The organism is Azohydromonas lata (genome assembly GCF_034427735.1).
Taxonomy (GTDB): Bacteria; Pseudomonadota; Gammaproteobacteria; order Burkholderiales; family Burkholderiaceae_C; genus Azohydromonas; species Azohydromonas lata.
The window spans coordinates 1-11,032 of the sequence record NZ_JAXOJX010000125.1 but is presented as its reverse complement, the minus strand read 5'-3'; the positions used below and the strand labels follow the sequence as shown (position 1 = coordinate 11,032).

At 71.3% G+C, this 11,032-nt stretch carries 14 protein-coding genes; 8 read left to right on the top strand and 6 right to left on the bottom strand.

The genetic code is table 11. The features are described 5' to 3' along the window. Nucleotides 1–388 precede the first annotated feature (388 nt). The 6 genes from SM757_RS33835 to SM757_RS33810 are packed head-to-tail and all read left to right on the top strand — an operon-like array spanning nucleotide 389 to nucleotide 4,252. Nucleotides 389–799: a group II truncated hemoglobin gene (locus SM757_RS33835; protein ID WP_066342168.1), complete on the top strand. Its 411-nt coding sequence runs from the start codon at nucleotides 389–391 to the stop codon at nucleotides 797–799. 5 nt (nucleotides 800–804) lie between these two features. Next, on the top strand, nucleotides 805–2,493 hold the full coding sequence (locus SM757_RS33830) for a nitroreductase family protein (RefSeq protein WP_322468694.1): 1,689 nt from the start codon (nucleotides 805–807) through the stop codon (nucleotides 2,491–2,493). Beyond that, nucleotides 2,466–3,269, top strand: coding sequence for an ankyrin repeat domain-containing protein (locus tag SM757_RS33825; RefSeq protein WP_322468693.1), 804 nt, complete (start codon nucleotides 2,466–2,468; stop codon nucleotides 3,267–3,269). Before SM757_RS33830 ends, SM757_RS33825 begins: the two co-directional genes overlap by 28 nt. A 7-nt stretch (nucleotides 3,270–3,276) precedes the next feature. After that, nucleotides 3,277–3,516 carry an FmdB family zinc ribbon protein gene (locus SM757_RS33820; RefSeq protein ID WP_066342167.1) on the top strand — a complete coding sequence of 80 codons (240 nt, stop codon included), beginning with the start codon at nucleotides 3,277–3,279 and terminating at the stop codon, nucleotides 3,514–3,516. Between the two features lie 11 nt (nucleotides 3,517–3,527). After that, on the top strand, nucleotides 3,528–3,965 hold the full coding sequence (locus SM757_RS33815; RefSeq protein ID WP_066342166.1) for an Ohr family peroxiredoxin: 438 nt from the start codon (nucleotides 3,528–3,530) through the stop codon (nucleotides 3,963–3,965). Continuing rightward, a complete protein-coding gene (locus tag SM757_RS33810) occupies nucleotides 3,962–4,252 on the top strand; it encodes a DUF6156 family protein (RefSeq protein WP_322468692.1) in 291 nt (96 codons plus the stop codon). Before SM757_RS33815 ends, SM757_RS33810 begins: the two co-directional genes overlap by 4 nt. A gap of 58 nt (nucleotides 4,253–4,310) precedes the next feature. Here the strand turns inward: SM757_RS33810 and SM757_RS33805 are convergent, their stop codons facing one another. Beyond that, the gene (locus SM757_RS33805) at nucleotides 4,311–5,126 is read right to left on the bottom strand and encodes a hypothetical protein (protein ID WP_066342164.1); all 816 of its coding nucleotides are present in this window, start codon (nucleotides 5,124–5,126) and stop codon (nucleotides 4,311–4,313) included. Nucleotides 5,127–5,145: 19 nt separating this feature from the next. Further along, complete coding sequence (locus SM757_RS33800) at nucleotides 5,146–5,313, bottom strand: hypothetical protein (protein WP_322468691.1); 168 nt, start codon at nucleotides 5,311–5,313, stop codon at nucleotides 5,146–5,148. Nucleotides 5,314–5,509: 196 nt separating this feature from the next. Between SM757_RS33800 and SM757_RS33795 the strand changes: the two genes are divergently transcribed. Then, the gene (locus tag SM757_RS33795; protein WP_322468690.1) at nucleotides 5,510–5,716 is read left to right on the top strand and encodes a hypothetical protein; all 207 of its coding nucleotides are present in this window, start codon (nucleotides 5,510–5,512) and stop codon (nucleotides 5,714–5,716) included. Between the two features lie 157 nt (nucleotides 5,717–5,873). On the opposite strand, the gene SM757_RS33790 is transcribed toward SM757_RS33795, so the two are convergent. Beyond that, nucleotides 5,874–7,424, bottom strand: coding sequence for a DUF2779 domain-containing protein (locus tag SM757_RS33790; protein ID WP_322468689.1), 1,551 nt, complete (start codon nucleotides 7,422–7,424; stop codon nucleotides 5,874–5,876). 165 nt (nucleotides 7,425–7,589) lie between these two features. Here SM757_RS33790 and SM757_RS33785 point away from each other — a divergent pair, with 165 nt between their 5' ends. Further along, the gene (locus SM757_RS33785) at nucleotides 7,590–8,318 is read left to right on the top strand and encodes a YkgJ family cysteine cluster protein (protein WP_322468688.1); all 729 of its coding nucleotides are present in this window, start codon (nucleotides 7,590–7,592) and stop codon (nucleotides 8,316–8,318) included. Between the two features lie 24 nt (nucleotides 8,319–8,342). Here the strand turns inward: SM757_RS33785 and SM757_RS33780 are convergent, their stop codons facing one another. From SM757_RS33780 to SM757_RS33770, 3 genes are all read right to left on the bottom strand, one after another. Then, nucleotides 8,343–8,636 carry a 2Fe-2S iron-sulfur cluster-binding protein gene (locus tag SM757_RS33780; protein ID WP_066342159.1) on the bottom strand — a complete coding sequence of 98 codons (294 nt, stop codon included), beginning with the start codon at nucleotides 8,634–8,636 and terminating at the stop codon, nucleotides 8,343–8,345. Nucleotides 8,637–8,649: 13 nt separating this feature from the next. Then, nucleotides 8,650–9,129 (bottom strand): pyridoxamine 5'-phosphate oxidase family protein, encoded by a 480-nt coding sequence (locus SM757_RS33775; protein ID WP_322468687.1) that lies wholly within the window; start codon nucleotides 9,127–9,129, stop codon nucleotides 8,650–8,652. A 39-nt stretch (nucleotides 9,130–9,168) separates the two neighbouring features. After that, nucleotides 9,169–11,032, bottom strand: a 1,864-nt coding sequence (locus tag SM757_RS33770; RefSeq protein ID WP_407655824.1) for a potassium transporter Kup, incomplete at its 5' end; no start/stop codon positions are given.

The following is an 11,032-nucleotide window of genomic DNA, read 5'->3' as shown; positions in this document are numbered from 1 at the left end:
TCCGTTGCGGAGTTGACGAATAGACCGGCGCTGTCGTCCTCAGTGCTTCCTTCGGTTGCTCGTGGGTCTTCTTTTGAAGCTCCCTCGAAGCCGGAGTCGGGCTGCGCGCAGCCTCTCCATCGCAATGCCCGTGCCAAGCCTGTGGTCACTGGGTAAGTAATTGATTCGATTGGGAAAACACGGTTTTGTCGGTGTCTGGTCGACGGCGTTGGGGCTTCGACGGATTTGTTTGAAATCCGACAAAGCACGGCGTGCCGGCGGCCATTGCGCACATGACGCCGCTCAATTCCCACCGTGGTGATTGGAGATTTCTCCGGGTGCGCCACAGGCTTGCGCTGTGCGGCCCGGGTCGGCCTTGGCTGGTACGGCTGTTGCATGAGCACCGGGCATGAGCGCTCATATTCCCGTTGTCTGCAGCACCCGCAATCCGCACCTGGAGCGGTTGGGCGGGCCCGAGGCCGTGAAGAAGTTGGTGGATGCCTTCTACCTGGCCATGGATACGCGCGAGGACGCGCGCACCATTCGCGCCATGCACGAGCCCGACTTGGGGCCGACCAAGGCCATCCTGGTGAAGTACTTCATCGAATGGATGGGCGGCGAGAAGGTCTACTCGGCCGACCGCGGCTCACCCATGCTGCGCCGCCGCCACCATCCCTTTGACATCGACGCCGCCGCGCGCGATGCCTGGATGGCCTGCATGCGCCAGGCGCTGGCCGAAACGTGCCCCGACGAAGGCTTGCGCCAGGAGCTTGATGCGGCGTTCTGGAAGATCGCCGACCACATCAAGAACACCATCTGACGGCCTTGAAGCCCGCCACTGCCCCAGCCTCGCCCGGTGCGGCCGCAACGCCGGCGCCCACGGCCGAAGGCCGCGTGCGTGCCTACCACCAGCGCACCAAGCACCACCTGCAGCGCTACGCGGCCGGTCCCGAAACGCTGGACTGGGACGCGCAGCCCGACCCTTTCCGCCGCTGGGCGGGCGCTGTGGTGACGATGCTGCCGCTGCCGGCTGCGACATTGGCGCAAGGCGAATCGCCCGCCTGGGAAGCGCTTTTTCGCGAAGGCGCCGTGCCGCCGCGCCCGGCGGACCGCAACGCCATAGGCCTGCTGTTCGAGCTGAGCTTCGCGCTGGCCGCATGGAAGCAGCATGGCCCCGACCGCTGGGCCGTGCGCGTCAACCCCTCCAGCGGCAACCTGCACCCTACCGAGGCCTACCTGCTCGCCCAAGGCGTGCGCGGCCTGGACGACGGCCTCTACCACTACGCACCGCGTGAGCACGCGCTGGAGCGGCGCGCGCAGGCCCGTGCCGCCGCCGGCGAGGGAACGCGGCTGTGGATAGGCCTCGCCTCCATTCACTGGCGCGAAGCGTGGAAGTACGGTGAGCGCGCCTTCCGCTACTGCCAGCTCGATGCCGGCCATGCGTTGGGCGCCTTGCGCTACGCCGCCGCCGTGCTGGGCTGGCGCGCACGCGTGGTCGAGGGCCTGGGCGATGCCGAACTGGCCGCGCTGCTGGGCCTGGACCGTGACGGCGATTTCCAGGACGCCGAGCGCGAGGCGCCGGATTGCCTGGTCGAGCTGCTGCCCGCCCCTGCGGCGCCGGCCGGCGCCGCGCCTGATCCGGCCCAGTGGCTCATGGCCGGCACCTGGCTCGGCAAGGCCAACCGGCTGGACAAGCACCCCATGTACCGCTGGCCCGTCATCGCCGATGCGTCGGCTGCGTCGTCGCGGCCGCAACTTGAATCCGCCTGCGCCGGCGTGCCGGACGCGCGGCCGCCGGACATCCCGGACGCGCCGGCCGCCGCCGAGCCGGCCGTCGAGATCATTCGCACCCGGCGCAGCGCCCAGCGCTTCGACCGCCGCGCCGTCATGCCGCTTTCGGCGCTGGCCCGCCTGGTGCGAGCCCTTGTGACCGCTGCCTTGCCTTGGGACCTGCTGCCCGGCCCGGCGCGCATCCACCCCGTGCTGTTCGCCCACCGTGTGGAGGGCCTGGCGCCCGGCGCCTACGTGTTGCCGCGCAGCGCAGCCGGCGAAGCCCTGCTGCGCTCGGCGCTGGGCGCCGGCATGGAGTGGCTGCCCGTGGACGGGCTGCCGCTGTGGCGCCTGGCCGAGAACCCCGCGCTGGCCGGCACGCTGCGCACCATCAACTGCCACCAGGCCCTGGGCAGCGACGCCACGCTGGCCGTGGCCATGCTGGCCGAGTACGACGGCGCCCTGGCCGGTGCTCCCTGGAGCTACCGCGACCTGCTCGCCGAAGCCGGCCTGCTGGGCCAGGTGCTGTACTTGGAGGCGCAAGCCTGCGGCTTCAACGGCACGGGCATTGGCTGCTACTTCGACGACGCGCTGCACGAGCTGCTGGGCATGGAAGGCACGCGCCTGCAGTCGGTCTACCACTTCACCATCGGCGCGGGCCAGCACGACCCGCGCATCCAGAGCACACCGCCCTACGCCGGGCGAGAGGAGTACGCATGGACGCCAGAGCCTTCCAACGCCTGAGTGCCGCGCAGGCGCAGGCGTGGTTGAACGCGCACCCCGATGCGCTCATCCTCGACGCACGCGCCGCCCGGCACCACGCCGCAGCCCACCTGAGCGGCAGCGTGCGCCTGGACGGGCGCAACCACGAGATGCTGCTGCTGCGCGAGCCGCGCTCGCGCCCCGTGTTCGTCTACTGCTACCACGGCAACGCCAGCCAGACCTACGCGCAGATGTTCGTGGACTTCGGCTTCCAGCAGGTCTGCGACCTCATGGGCGGCTTCGAGGCCTGGGAGCGCCGGCAATCGCACGAGGCCCAGGCCCTGTGGCTGGCCGAATGGCTGCAGCGCCAGGGCTTCGAAGGGCTCAACACGCCCGGCAGCCACGGCAACACGCCGCTCATGCATGCGGCGTGGAAGGGCGAAACGGCCGTCGTGGAAGCGCTGCTGGGCTGCGGCGTGGAGCTGCACGCCGTCAACGGCGACGGCAACACCGCCCTGTGGCTGGCCTGCGTGGCCAACGACCCCGACCTCGTGGCCGCTCTGGTGGCGGCCGGCCTGGACATCAACCACGCCAACGCCACCGGCGCCACCTGCCTGATGTACGCCGCCTCCAGCGGCAAGCCCGCCATCGTCCAGCGGCTGCTGGAGCTGGGCGCCGACCCCGCCCTCCAGTCCCAGGACGGCTTCACCGCCCTGGACATGGCCGCCTCGCTGGAATGCCTGCGCCTGCTGCGCGCGGCCACGCCGCGTGCTTCCCCGCGCCCCGCCAGCGCTTCCCTTTCCCCCACCAACGCTTGAGGCCGACATGCCCCTCTACGACTACCACTGCCCCGCCTGCGGCCAGGACTTCGAGCTGCTGGTGCGCTCCAGCACCACCCCGGCCTGCCCCCACTGCGCCTCCACCGGGCTGGAGCGCCAGGTCTCGCTGACCGCGCCCCAGGGCAAGATCAAGGCCATCATCGCCTCCAACCGCCGCGCCGCGGCCCGCGAGGGCCACTTCAGCAACTACAGCGCCTCCGAGCGCAACAAACTGCTCAAGGGCTGAGGAGCGCCGCCATGGACATGGTCTACAAAGCCCAGATGCTCACGCAGGGCGGCCGCAGCGGCACCATGCAGAGCGAGGACGGCAGCTTCAAGCTCAAGCTCGCCGTGCCCGCCTCCATGGGTGGCAAGGGCGACGGCCCCAACCCCGAGCAGCTCTTCGCCGGCGCCTTCGCCGCCTGCTTCGAGCACTCCGTGCGCCACATCGCCCGCAAGAGCCACGCGCCGCTGCGCGGCTGCTACGTCGAGGCCGACCTCTCGCTCTACGTCACCTTCGAGGACACCTACAAGATGGCCTTGACACTGGTCGTGCACATGGCCGGCCCGCTGGACCAGGCCTCCGCCGACGACCTGCTGCAGCGCGCCAAGGGCATCTGCCCCTACGTGGACGCCACCAAGAACAACATCACCCTGAACCTGAGCGCGGTGCTCGACACCCCGCCCGCCGCATGAGCACCGACACCACCGAAGCGCAACGCACCGTCCGCTGCTTCCTGACCTACAGCGGCATCAAGCTGCCGCTGCAGCTCAGCCAGGAGCTGGACATGGCCTCCCTGCGCCACCGCAACACCTATTTCCGCGCCGAGTACGACGCCCAAGGGCGCATGCGCCGCTGCGACAAGATGGTCTACGGCGAGGTCGAGATGCGCCACGATTACCGCTACAACGACGACGGCACGCTGCGCGAAGCCATCGTCACCTCGTCCGACGAGGACGAGCCCCAGGTCCTGACTTTCTGACGGACTCCCGGCCCTGACCCGCCGCCCTTGCGCCGGGTCAGGGCCCAGGGCCTTGAGCCTACTTCCTGACGCCGCTGCCCAGCGCCGCGGCGATGGCCTCGGCCCGCGCCTGCAGCGCCGCGTCCTCGTCCAGCCCGGCCACGTCGGCCGCGCGGCTGGCGGCCAGGGCCAGCCTGATGCGGTCGGCCTTGACGTACTCCTCGGCATGGTGGCCTTCGAACGCGGCCCAATCGCAGGTGCACAGCAGCAGCAACTGCTCCAGGCGGGCCGGCTGCTGCCGGGCCTGCACCCGCTCCAGCAGCACGGCGATGGGGCCGGCGCGCATGTCGCTGGCGCGGTGTATGCGGTCGCACTCGTCCACCGCCAGGTGCGCCAGCGCCACGGCATCCGCCGGCACCGCCGCGCGCCTGGCCAGCGCTTCGATGGCCGCGTGCGCGCGCTGATCGTGCTTGTGGTGGTGCGGCCAGATCTCGCGCGGCGTGCCGGCCTTGCCCACCTTGTGCATCAGCGCCGCAAAGCGCAACGCCAGCGGCGCGTTCACGCGCGCGGCCTCGTCTATGAAGCGCCACTGGTGCAGGCCGACGTCCACCCACTCCGGCCCGTCCGACAACTGCGGCACGCCGAACAGGCCGTCAAGCTCCGGCAGCAATTGCGCCAGCGCGCGCGACAGCCGCAGCGCTTCGAAGGCAGCCGAGGGACGCGGCGCCATCAGCGCCGTGGCCAGCAGTGCCCAACGCGCCGGGCGCGTCATGCGCCGCAGCCGGCCGGAAGCTGCCGCCAGGGCCAGCATCGTGACGTGCACGGCATCGGGCGGGTAAGCGCTGCTCTGTTCCAGGCAGAACAGCAGGTCGTCGTCGGGGCGAATCGTGTTCATTGTCGGGTTTGCGACAGGGTCAGTCCGGTGTCATGTCGGGCTGCAGCAGCACCTCGTCGGGCTGGCCGCCCACGCCGGGCAGCCATTGCAGACAGCCCAGGGGCGAGAGGCCGCCATCGCCTTCGAGCAGCACCGTGGCGCTGGCCGGCAGCGAGGCCAGCGCCTGCATGAGTTGTTGTACCGTCATCCACAGGTCTCCAAGGTTTGGCGCCCCAGGCGGGAAAGCAACATCGGGGCCCACCGCGGAGCGCAATGCGTTCCTTCATCCAAGCAAAAAGTCCCTATCGGGAAGTGATTTGCTGGGGTCTTATGGCCGAGCTTGCCTGTTGGGTTTTGACTTGGGTTAATTTTGTGGCTCCCGCAACTACCACGTGGAGCCCTTCATGTCTTTGCCTTCGATCAACATCGCCGCTGAATCCGCCGCTGCCCCGGCTGGCCGCTATGTGTCCGCCGAAGTGGCCGAGCAACTGGAGCAGTCGCTGTCGCAATTGACCTGGCACGTGCTGTACGGCAAGGCCATAGACGCTTCCGGCCTGGCCGTGGCTGCCGAGCACCTGCTGGGCTCGTTCAAGGCCAAGGCGGCCTCCTGACGCGCCGCGCATTCGCTCTGACAGACTCCTTTGCAGGCCATGCCCTTTGACGGGGGCATGGCTCTTTTCATGTCCACCCGCATCGCGCCAAGCCCGTGATGCCGGCGCCGGCATCGGCGCCAGGCGGGAGGCGCCAGGCGGGAGGCGGGAGGCGGGATCAGGCCTGCTCCAGCGCCTGCGTGATGTGCCGCAGCGCCGTGCAATGGCGCTCGCCGTGCGCCCACAGCGCGTCGCGCAACTGGCCTGCCTGCCCGGCGGTGAGGCCGCGCTCCAGCGACGCCGCGAAGGCCTCCAGCGGGCTGTGCATGGTGCGGCCCTGCCAGGACAGCGAGAACTCGTGCGCACCCGCCTGCGGCGCCACGGCCTTGAACACCGAGCGCAGCGACCACGAGCCGGCCATGGCCGGGTGGTAGTAGTGGTCGCGCAGCAGCGCGAAGAGGTCCACGAAGCGCGGCAGCAGCGCCTCTAGGGCGGGTGCCAGGTCGTCGAAGCGCTGCGCCAGCTCGCGTATGCGGTTGCGCTCGAAACCGGCGTTGTAGGCGAACAGCGGCCCTTCGCGGCCCAATTGCTCTACCAGCGAGGCGGCAAAGGCGCGGCGCGGGTCGCCGTCCGGGCCGGCCAGGAAGCCCGCGTGCCGCACCGTCCCGTCTTCCTGTGCCAGCGCGCAGCTCCACTGGAAAGGCAAGGCCTGGTAGGGCTGCGTGCCCGCCCACGGCGGCACGGCAAAGCCTATGGTTTCGAAGCGCAGCCAACGCCGCGGCCCGGCCAGCGTCCGCAGCGCGGCGCCGGCACCCGGGTCCAGCACCGGCTCGCCGTGCTTGACCGCGCGCGCGGCGCGGCGGTGGCGTTCGGCCATGAGCCTGTGCTGCGGCACGCTGCGCAGGTCCACGTAGCCTTCGGCGCGCAGCTCCGCCGCCAGCTCGCGGCCCACGATGTCCAGGCTGTACGCCGGGTCCGCCAGCGTGGGCTCCACGGCGGGCACGCCGCAGCGGTCAATGGCGTCGCACAGCCCGCCACCGGCGGCCGGGGCGCCGCACGGGGCGCCCAGGGGCACGGGCGGCATCTGCGCGCGCTCGCAGCGGCGCATGGCCACGATCCAGTCGCCCACGGGCCGCGTGCCCAGCACAGGTGCCAGGTCCACCTCGCGGTACAGGCCCGCGTAGCAGCCGTGGCCGGGATAGACGAAAGCCGTGTCCACCAGCATCAGCCCCGCGCTTTGCACCCGCAGCGCGTTGCGCGAAAGCACGTGCGCCCACAGCGCCACGGCGTCCACGTCCGCCTCGCTGCCCGCGGTGGCGTGGCGCACGCGAAACAGCTTGAAGCCGGCGCTGCCGCGCGTGAGCAGGTCCACGCGCACGCGCACGCCCTCGTCGCTGGCGAAACAGGCGCCGGCAATGCCCCAGGCCTCGTCCTGCGCGCCCACGTCCACCACCAGCCGCTCGGTGAGGTCGATGGCGGCCTGCCATTCGTCATCGCCGGCGGGCGCCTCGATGCTGACCAGCGCGGGGCAGCAGGCCCGCAGCGCCTGCGTGGCGGCGGGGCCGTCCACCATGCGGTCCGCGCCCGGTTCGGCTGGCGCCTGGGGCGCTTCGGCGTTGCCGTGGCGGTGCAGCCAGAAGCGCCGTGCGCACGCGCGCCAGCGGCGCAAGTCTTCTTCGTCCAGCGGGGAAACCTGCTCGGCCAAGGGGGCCTGTTCCGTGAGATCCATGAGAGCCTTCACAAGAAACGCTGCGTGCAGCGTGAACCGTACAAACGTGACAAGGCCGCGTCCGGCGTGCGGTCGTGAAGTGATCCAATGCAAGACTTATGCACGGGGGCAGGTTGAGACAGCTCAAGTTGCGCAGGCCACGAAGTCTCTAACTTTGGGCCCACCATGCACCCTTCCCGAGAATTTTTCCAGGCGCTGCACCGCGCATTCGACACCACCTTGGTCGACGGCGCGCGCGCGCCGCTGCTGCTCGATGCCCTGCTGGGGCAGGCCTTCGACAGCTTCGCGGGCAACGTGGCCATCCAGTGCGAGGACGAGCCGCCGCTGGCCTGCGGCAAGGGCTGCGCCACGTGCTGCACCTTGCGCGTGGGTGCGACCGCACCGGAAGTGCTGCTGGTGGCGCGCTTCCTGCGCGCGGTGACGCCGCGGCTGCTGGAGCGCGGCATAGACCTCGTGGCCACGCTGCGCGAGGCCGATGCGCAGACCGCCGGCCTGACCGAGGCCGCGCGCGTGCGGCTGCGCCAGCGCTGCCCCTTCATCGCGCAGGGCGCCTGCGTCATCTACGCCGTGCGCCCGCTGGCTTGCCGCGGGCACGCCTCGCACGACTTGAAGGCCTGCGTGGACGCGGCCTCCGGCCGCGTGCTGCAGGTGCCCTACAGCGAAGGCCACCGCCGCGTGCGCTCGCTGGTGCAAAACGCCATGCAGTCCTCGCTGCGCAGCGCCGGCCTGGCCTGGGGCGTGTACGAGCTCAACCGCTCGCTGCTCATGGCGCTGGACGACGCCGGCAGCGAACGCCGCTGGCTCGATGGCGAGGACGTCTTTGCCTCTGCCGCGCTCAACGACGTGCCGGCCGACGAAATGGCCGCGGCCTTTGACGCGCTGCGCCCGCAGTAAGCGCTGCGCCCACCGCGCCGCGGCTCAGCCCGGCACTTCCAGGCGCGGCTGCAGCAGCACCACGTCCGTCTGCGGCAGCGCGACGCAGGGCAGCGTGCAGCCCTCGGCCTTCTCGTCCGGCGACAGTCCCGGCCACTCCACGCGGTAGCGCACGCTCCCCTCCACGATGCGGGCCAGGCACTCGCGGCAGGTGCCGTTGCGGCAACTGCTGCGCAGCTTGATGCCCTGGGCCAGCGCCGCCTCCAGCAGCGTGCGGCCCTCCTCCACCGGCACGGTGCGGCCCAAGGGTTCTATGCGAAGGCTTCGTTGCGTGGACATCTGAGGGCTTTCCTCAGGCCGGCTCGCGCAGCCAGGTGCTCAAACCCTCGGCCACCAGGCTGTGGGCGCGGCCAAAGCCGCCTATGAGCCGGGCCGACACCGGCTGCAGCGCGAACATGCCGAAGTCGCCCAGCTCGAAGGTTTGGGCCGAATCGGGAAAGCGCGCCAGGTACAGCGCCTTGGCGGCGGCGTAGTCCCCGCCCTCGCGCGGCAGCGGCACGGCGTCGGCCTGCAGCGACACCCGCGGCAGCGCCTGCGCGGGCCAGGGGCCGCCGTCGGCGGCCGTCACCAGCAGGCCCACGCGCGGGTGCTCCAGCAGGTCGCGCGTGTGCGTGGCCAGGCCGCTGACGTGGATGAACAGCCGCGTGTCCTGCGCCGGCAGGACGAAGGGCACCATGGAAACCGCAGGTTCGCCGCGGTGCAGTGTCGCCAGCGCGGCCACGGGGCGTTCGGCCAGCAGACGGCGCAGCAGGGAGGAGGTGTCGGCATCCATGGGCCGGATTGTGGGCCACGCCCGCGCGGCCCCTGCCGCTCAGATCTGTATGCGCGTGCCCAGCTCCACCACCGCGTTGTCCGGCAGCCTGAAGAAGTCCGCGACGCTGGCGGCGTTGCGGCTCATGGCCGCGAACAGCCGCTCGCGCCAGCCGGCCATGCCCGCGCCCGGCGTGGGCACCACCGTCTCGCGGCTGAGGAAGTAGCTGGTCTCGAAGGGCGGCAGCCGCAGCCCCTGCGCCTCGCACAGCGCCAGCGCCCGCGGCACGTCCGGCGGCTGCATGAAGCCGAAGTGCAGCGCCACGCGCCAGAAGCCGTGGTCCAGCGCCCGCACCTCGGCGCGGCGCGCCTCTTCCACCCAGGGCACGTCGTGGAACACCACCGTCAGCACCACGTTGCGCGCGTGCAGCACCTGGTTGTGCTTGAGGTTGTGCAGCAGCGCGTGCGGCACCGTGGCCGGGTCGGCCACCGGGTACACGGCGGCGCGGTCGGCGCGGCGCGACACCGAGGCGCCCAGTCCTTGCACGAAGCCCTCCAGCGGCAGCCCCTCGCTGCGGATGCTCTGCAGCAGCAGCTCCCGCCCGCGGGCCCAGGTGCTCATGAGCGTGAACAGGCCCAGGCCCACCGCGAAGGTGAACCAGCCCCCGTCCAGGAACTTCACGCTGCAGCCGGCCACCAGCAGCGTGTCCACGACCAGGAAGAAGCCCGTGGCCGAGAGCGCCACCGCGCGCGGCAGCCCCCAGCCGTGGCGCACCACGAAGTAGGTCAGCACGGTGGTCACCAGCATGGTCACCGTCACCGCGATGCCGTAGGCGCCCGCCAGCGCCGAGGAGCTGCCGAAGCCCAGCACCACGGCGGCCACGCCGGCCAGCAGCGCCCAATTCACCGCCGGGATGTAGATCTGCCCCGCCTCGCGCGCGGAGGTGTTGCGCAGCGCCATGCGCGGCAGGAAGCCCAGTTGCATGGCCTGCTTGGTCATGGAATAGGCGCCGGAGATCACGGCCTGCGAGGCGATGATGGCCGCCAGCGTCGCCAGCACGATGGCCGCCGGCACCCACTGCGGCGCGAACAGGCGGAAGAACGGGCTCTCCAGCGCCGAGGGGTCGCGCAGCAGCAGCGCGCCCTGGCCCAGGTAGTTCAGCGCCAGCGCCGGCAGCACCAGCGCCGTCCAGGCCAGCCGTATGGGCGCGCGGCCGAAGTGCCCCATGTCCGCATACAGCGCCTCGGCCCCGGTGATGGCCAGGACGATGGCGCCCACCGCCGCGAACACCTGCCAGCCGCGCTCCTGCAGGAAGGCCAGCGCGTGCAGCGGGTTGAGCGCGGCCAGGATGGCCGGCTCGTGCGCCACCTGCTGCACGCCCGTGGCTGCCAGCGTCAGGAACCACAGCGTGATGATGGGGCCGAACGCCACGCCCACCGCCGCCGTGCCCAGCCGCTGCGCCGCGAACAGCGCCGCCAGCACCGCCAGCGACACGGGCACCACCCAGGGCTGCAGCGCAGGCGAGGCCACCTGCAGCCCCTCCATGGCGCCCAGCACCGAGATGGCCGGCGTGATCACGCCGTCGCCATAGAACAGCGTGGCGCCGAACAGCCCAAGCAGCAGCAGCGCGCGGCGCCGGCGCGGGTGGGCGCGCACCGCGTGCGCGGCCAGCGCCGTGAGCGCCAGCGCCCCGCCCTCGCCGCGGTTGTCCGCGCGCAGGATGAGCACCACGTACTTGAAGCTGACGATGAGCATCAGCGCCCAAAAGATGGCCGAGCACGCGCCCACCACGTGCACCGCGTCCAGCGGCACGCCGGTGGCGGGCTGGAAGACCTCCTTGAGCGTGTACAGCGGGCTGGTGCCTATGTCGCCGAAGACCACGCCTATGGCGCCCAGCGTGAGCGCGGGCAGGCCGTGGCGGGCC

What these genes read in the sequence shown, in the direction of transcription:
- SM757_RS33835 (WP_066342168.1), top strand. Translation starts at nt 389, where the DNA reads ATGAGCGCTCATATTCCCGTTGTCTGCAGCACCCGCAATCCGCACCTG.
- SM757_RS33825 (WP_322468693.1), top strand. Translation starts at nt 2,466, where the DNA reads ATGGACGCCAGAGCCTTCCAACGCCTGAGTGCCGCGCAGGCGCAGGCG.
- SM757_RS33820 (WP_066342167.1), top strand. Translation starts at nt 3,277, where the DNA reads ATGCCCCTCTACGACTACCACTGCCCCGCCTGCGGCCAGGACTTCGAG.
- SM757_RS33815 (WP_066342166.1), top strand. Translation starts at nt 3,528, where the DNA reads ATGGACATGGTCTACAAAGCCCAGATGCTCACGCAGGGCGGCCGCAGC.
- SM757_RS33810 (WP_322468692.1), top strand. Translation starts at nt 3,962, where the DNA reads ATGAGCACCGACACCACCGAAGCGCAACGCACCGTCCGCTGCTTCCTG.
- SM757_RS33805 (WP_066342164.1), bottom strand. Translation starts at nt 5,126, where the DNA reads ATGAACACGATTCGCCCCGACGACGACCTGCTGTTCTGCCTGGAACAG.
- SM757_RS33800 (WP_322468691.1), bottom strand. Translation starts at nt 5,313, where the DNA reads ATGACGGTACAACAACTCATGCAGGCGCTGGCCTCGCTGCCGGCCAGC.
- SM757_RS33795 (WP_322468690.1), top strand. Translation starts at nt 5,510, where the DNA reads ATGTCTTTGCCTTCGATCAACATCGCCGCTGAATCCGCCGCTGCCCCG.
- SM757_RS33790 (WP_322468689.1), bottom strand. Translation starts at nt 7,424, where the DNA reads ATGGATCTCACGGAACAGGCCCCCTTGGCCGAGCAGGTTTCCCCGCTG.
- SM757_RS33785 (WP_322468688.1), top strand. Translation starts at nt 7,590, where the DNA reads ATGCACCCTTCCCGAGAATTTTTCCAGGCGCTGCACCGCGCATTCGAC.
- SM757_RS33780 (WP_066342159.1), bottom strand. Translation starts at nt 8,636, where the DNA reads ATGTCCACGCAACGAAGCCTTCGCATAGAACCCTTGGGCCGCACCGTG.
- SM757_RS33775 (WP_322468687.1), bottom strand. Translation starts at nt 9,129, where the DNA reads ATGGATGCCGACACCTCCTCCCTGCTGCGCCGTCTGCTGGCCGAACGC.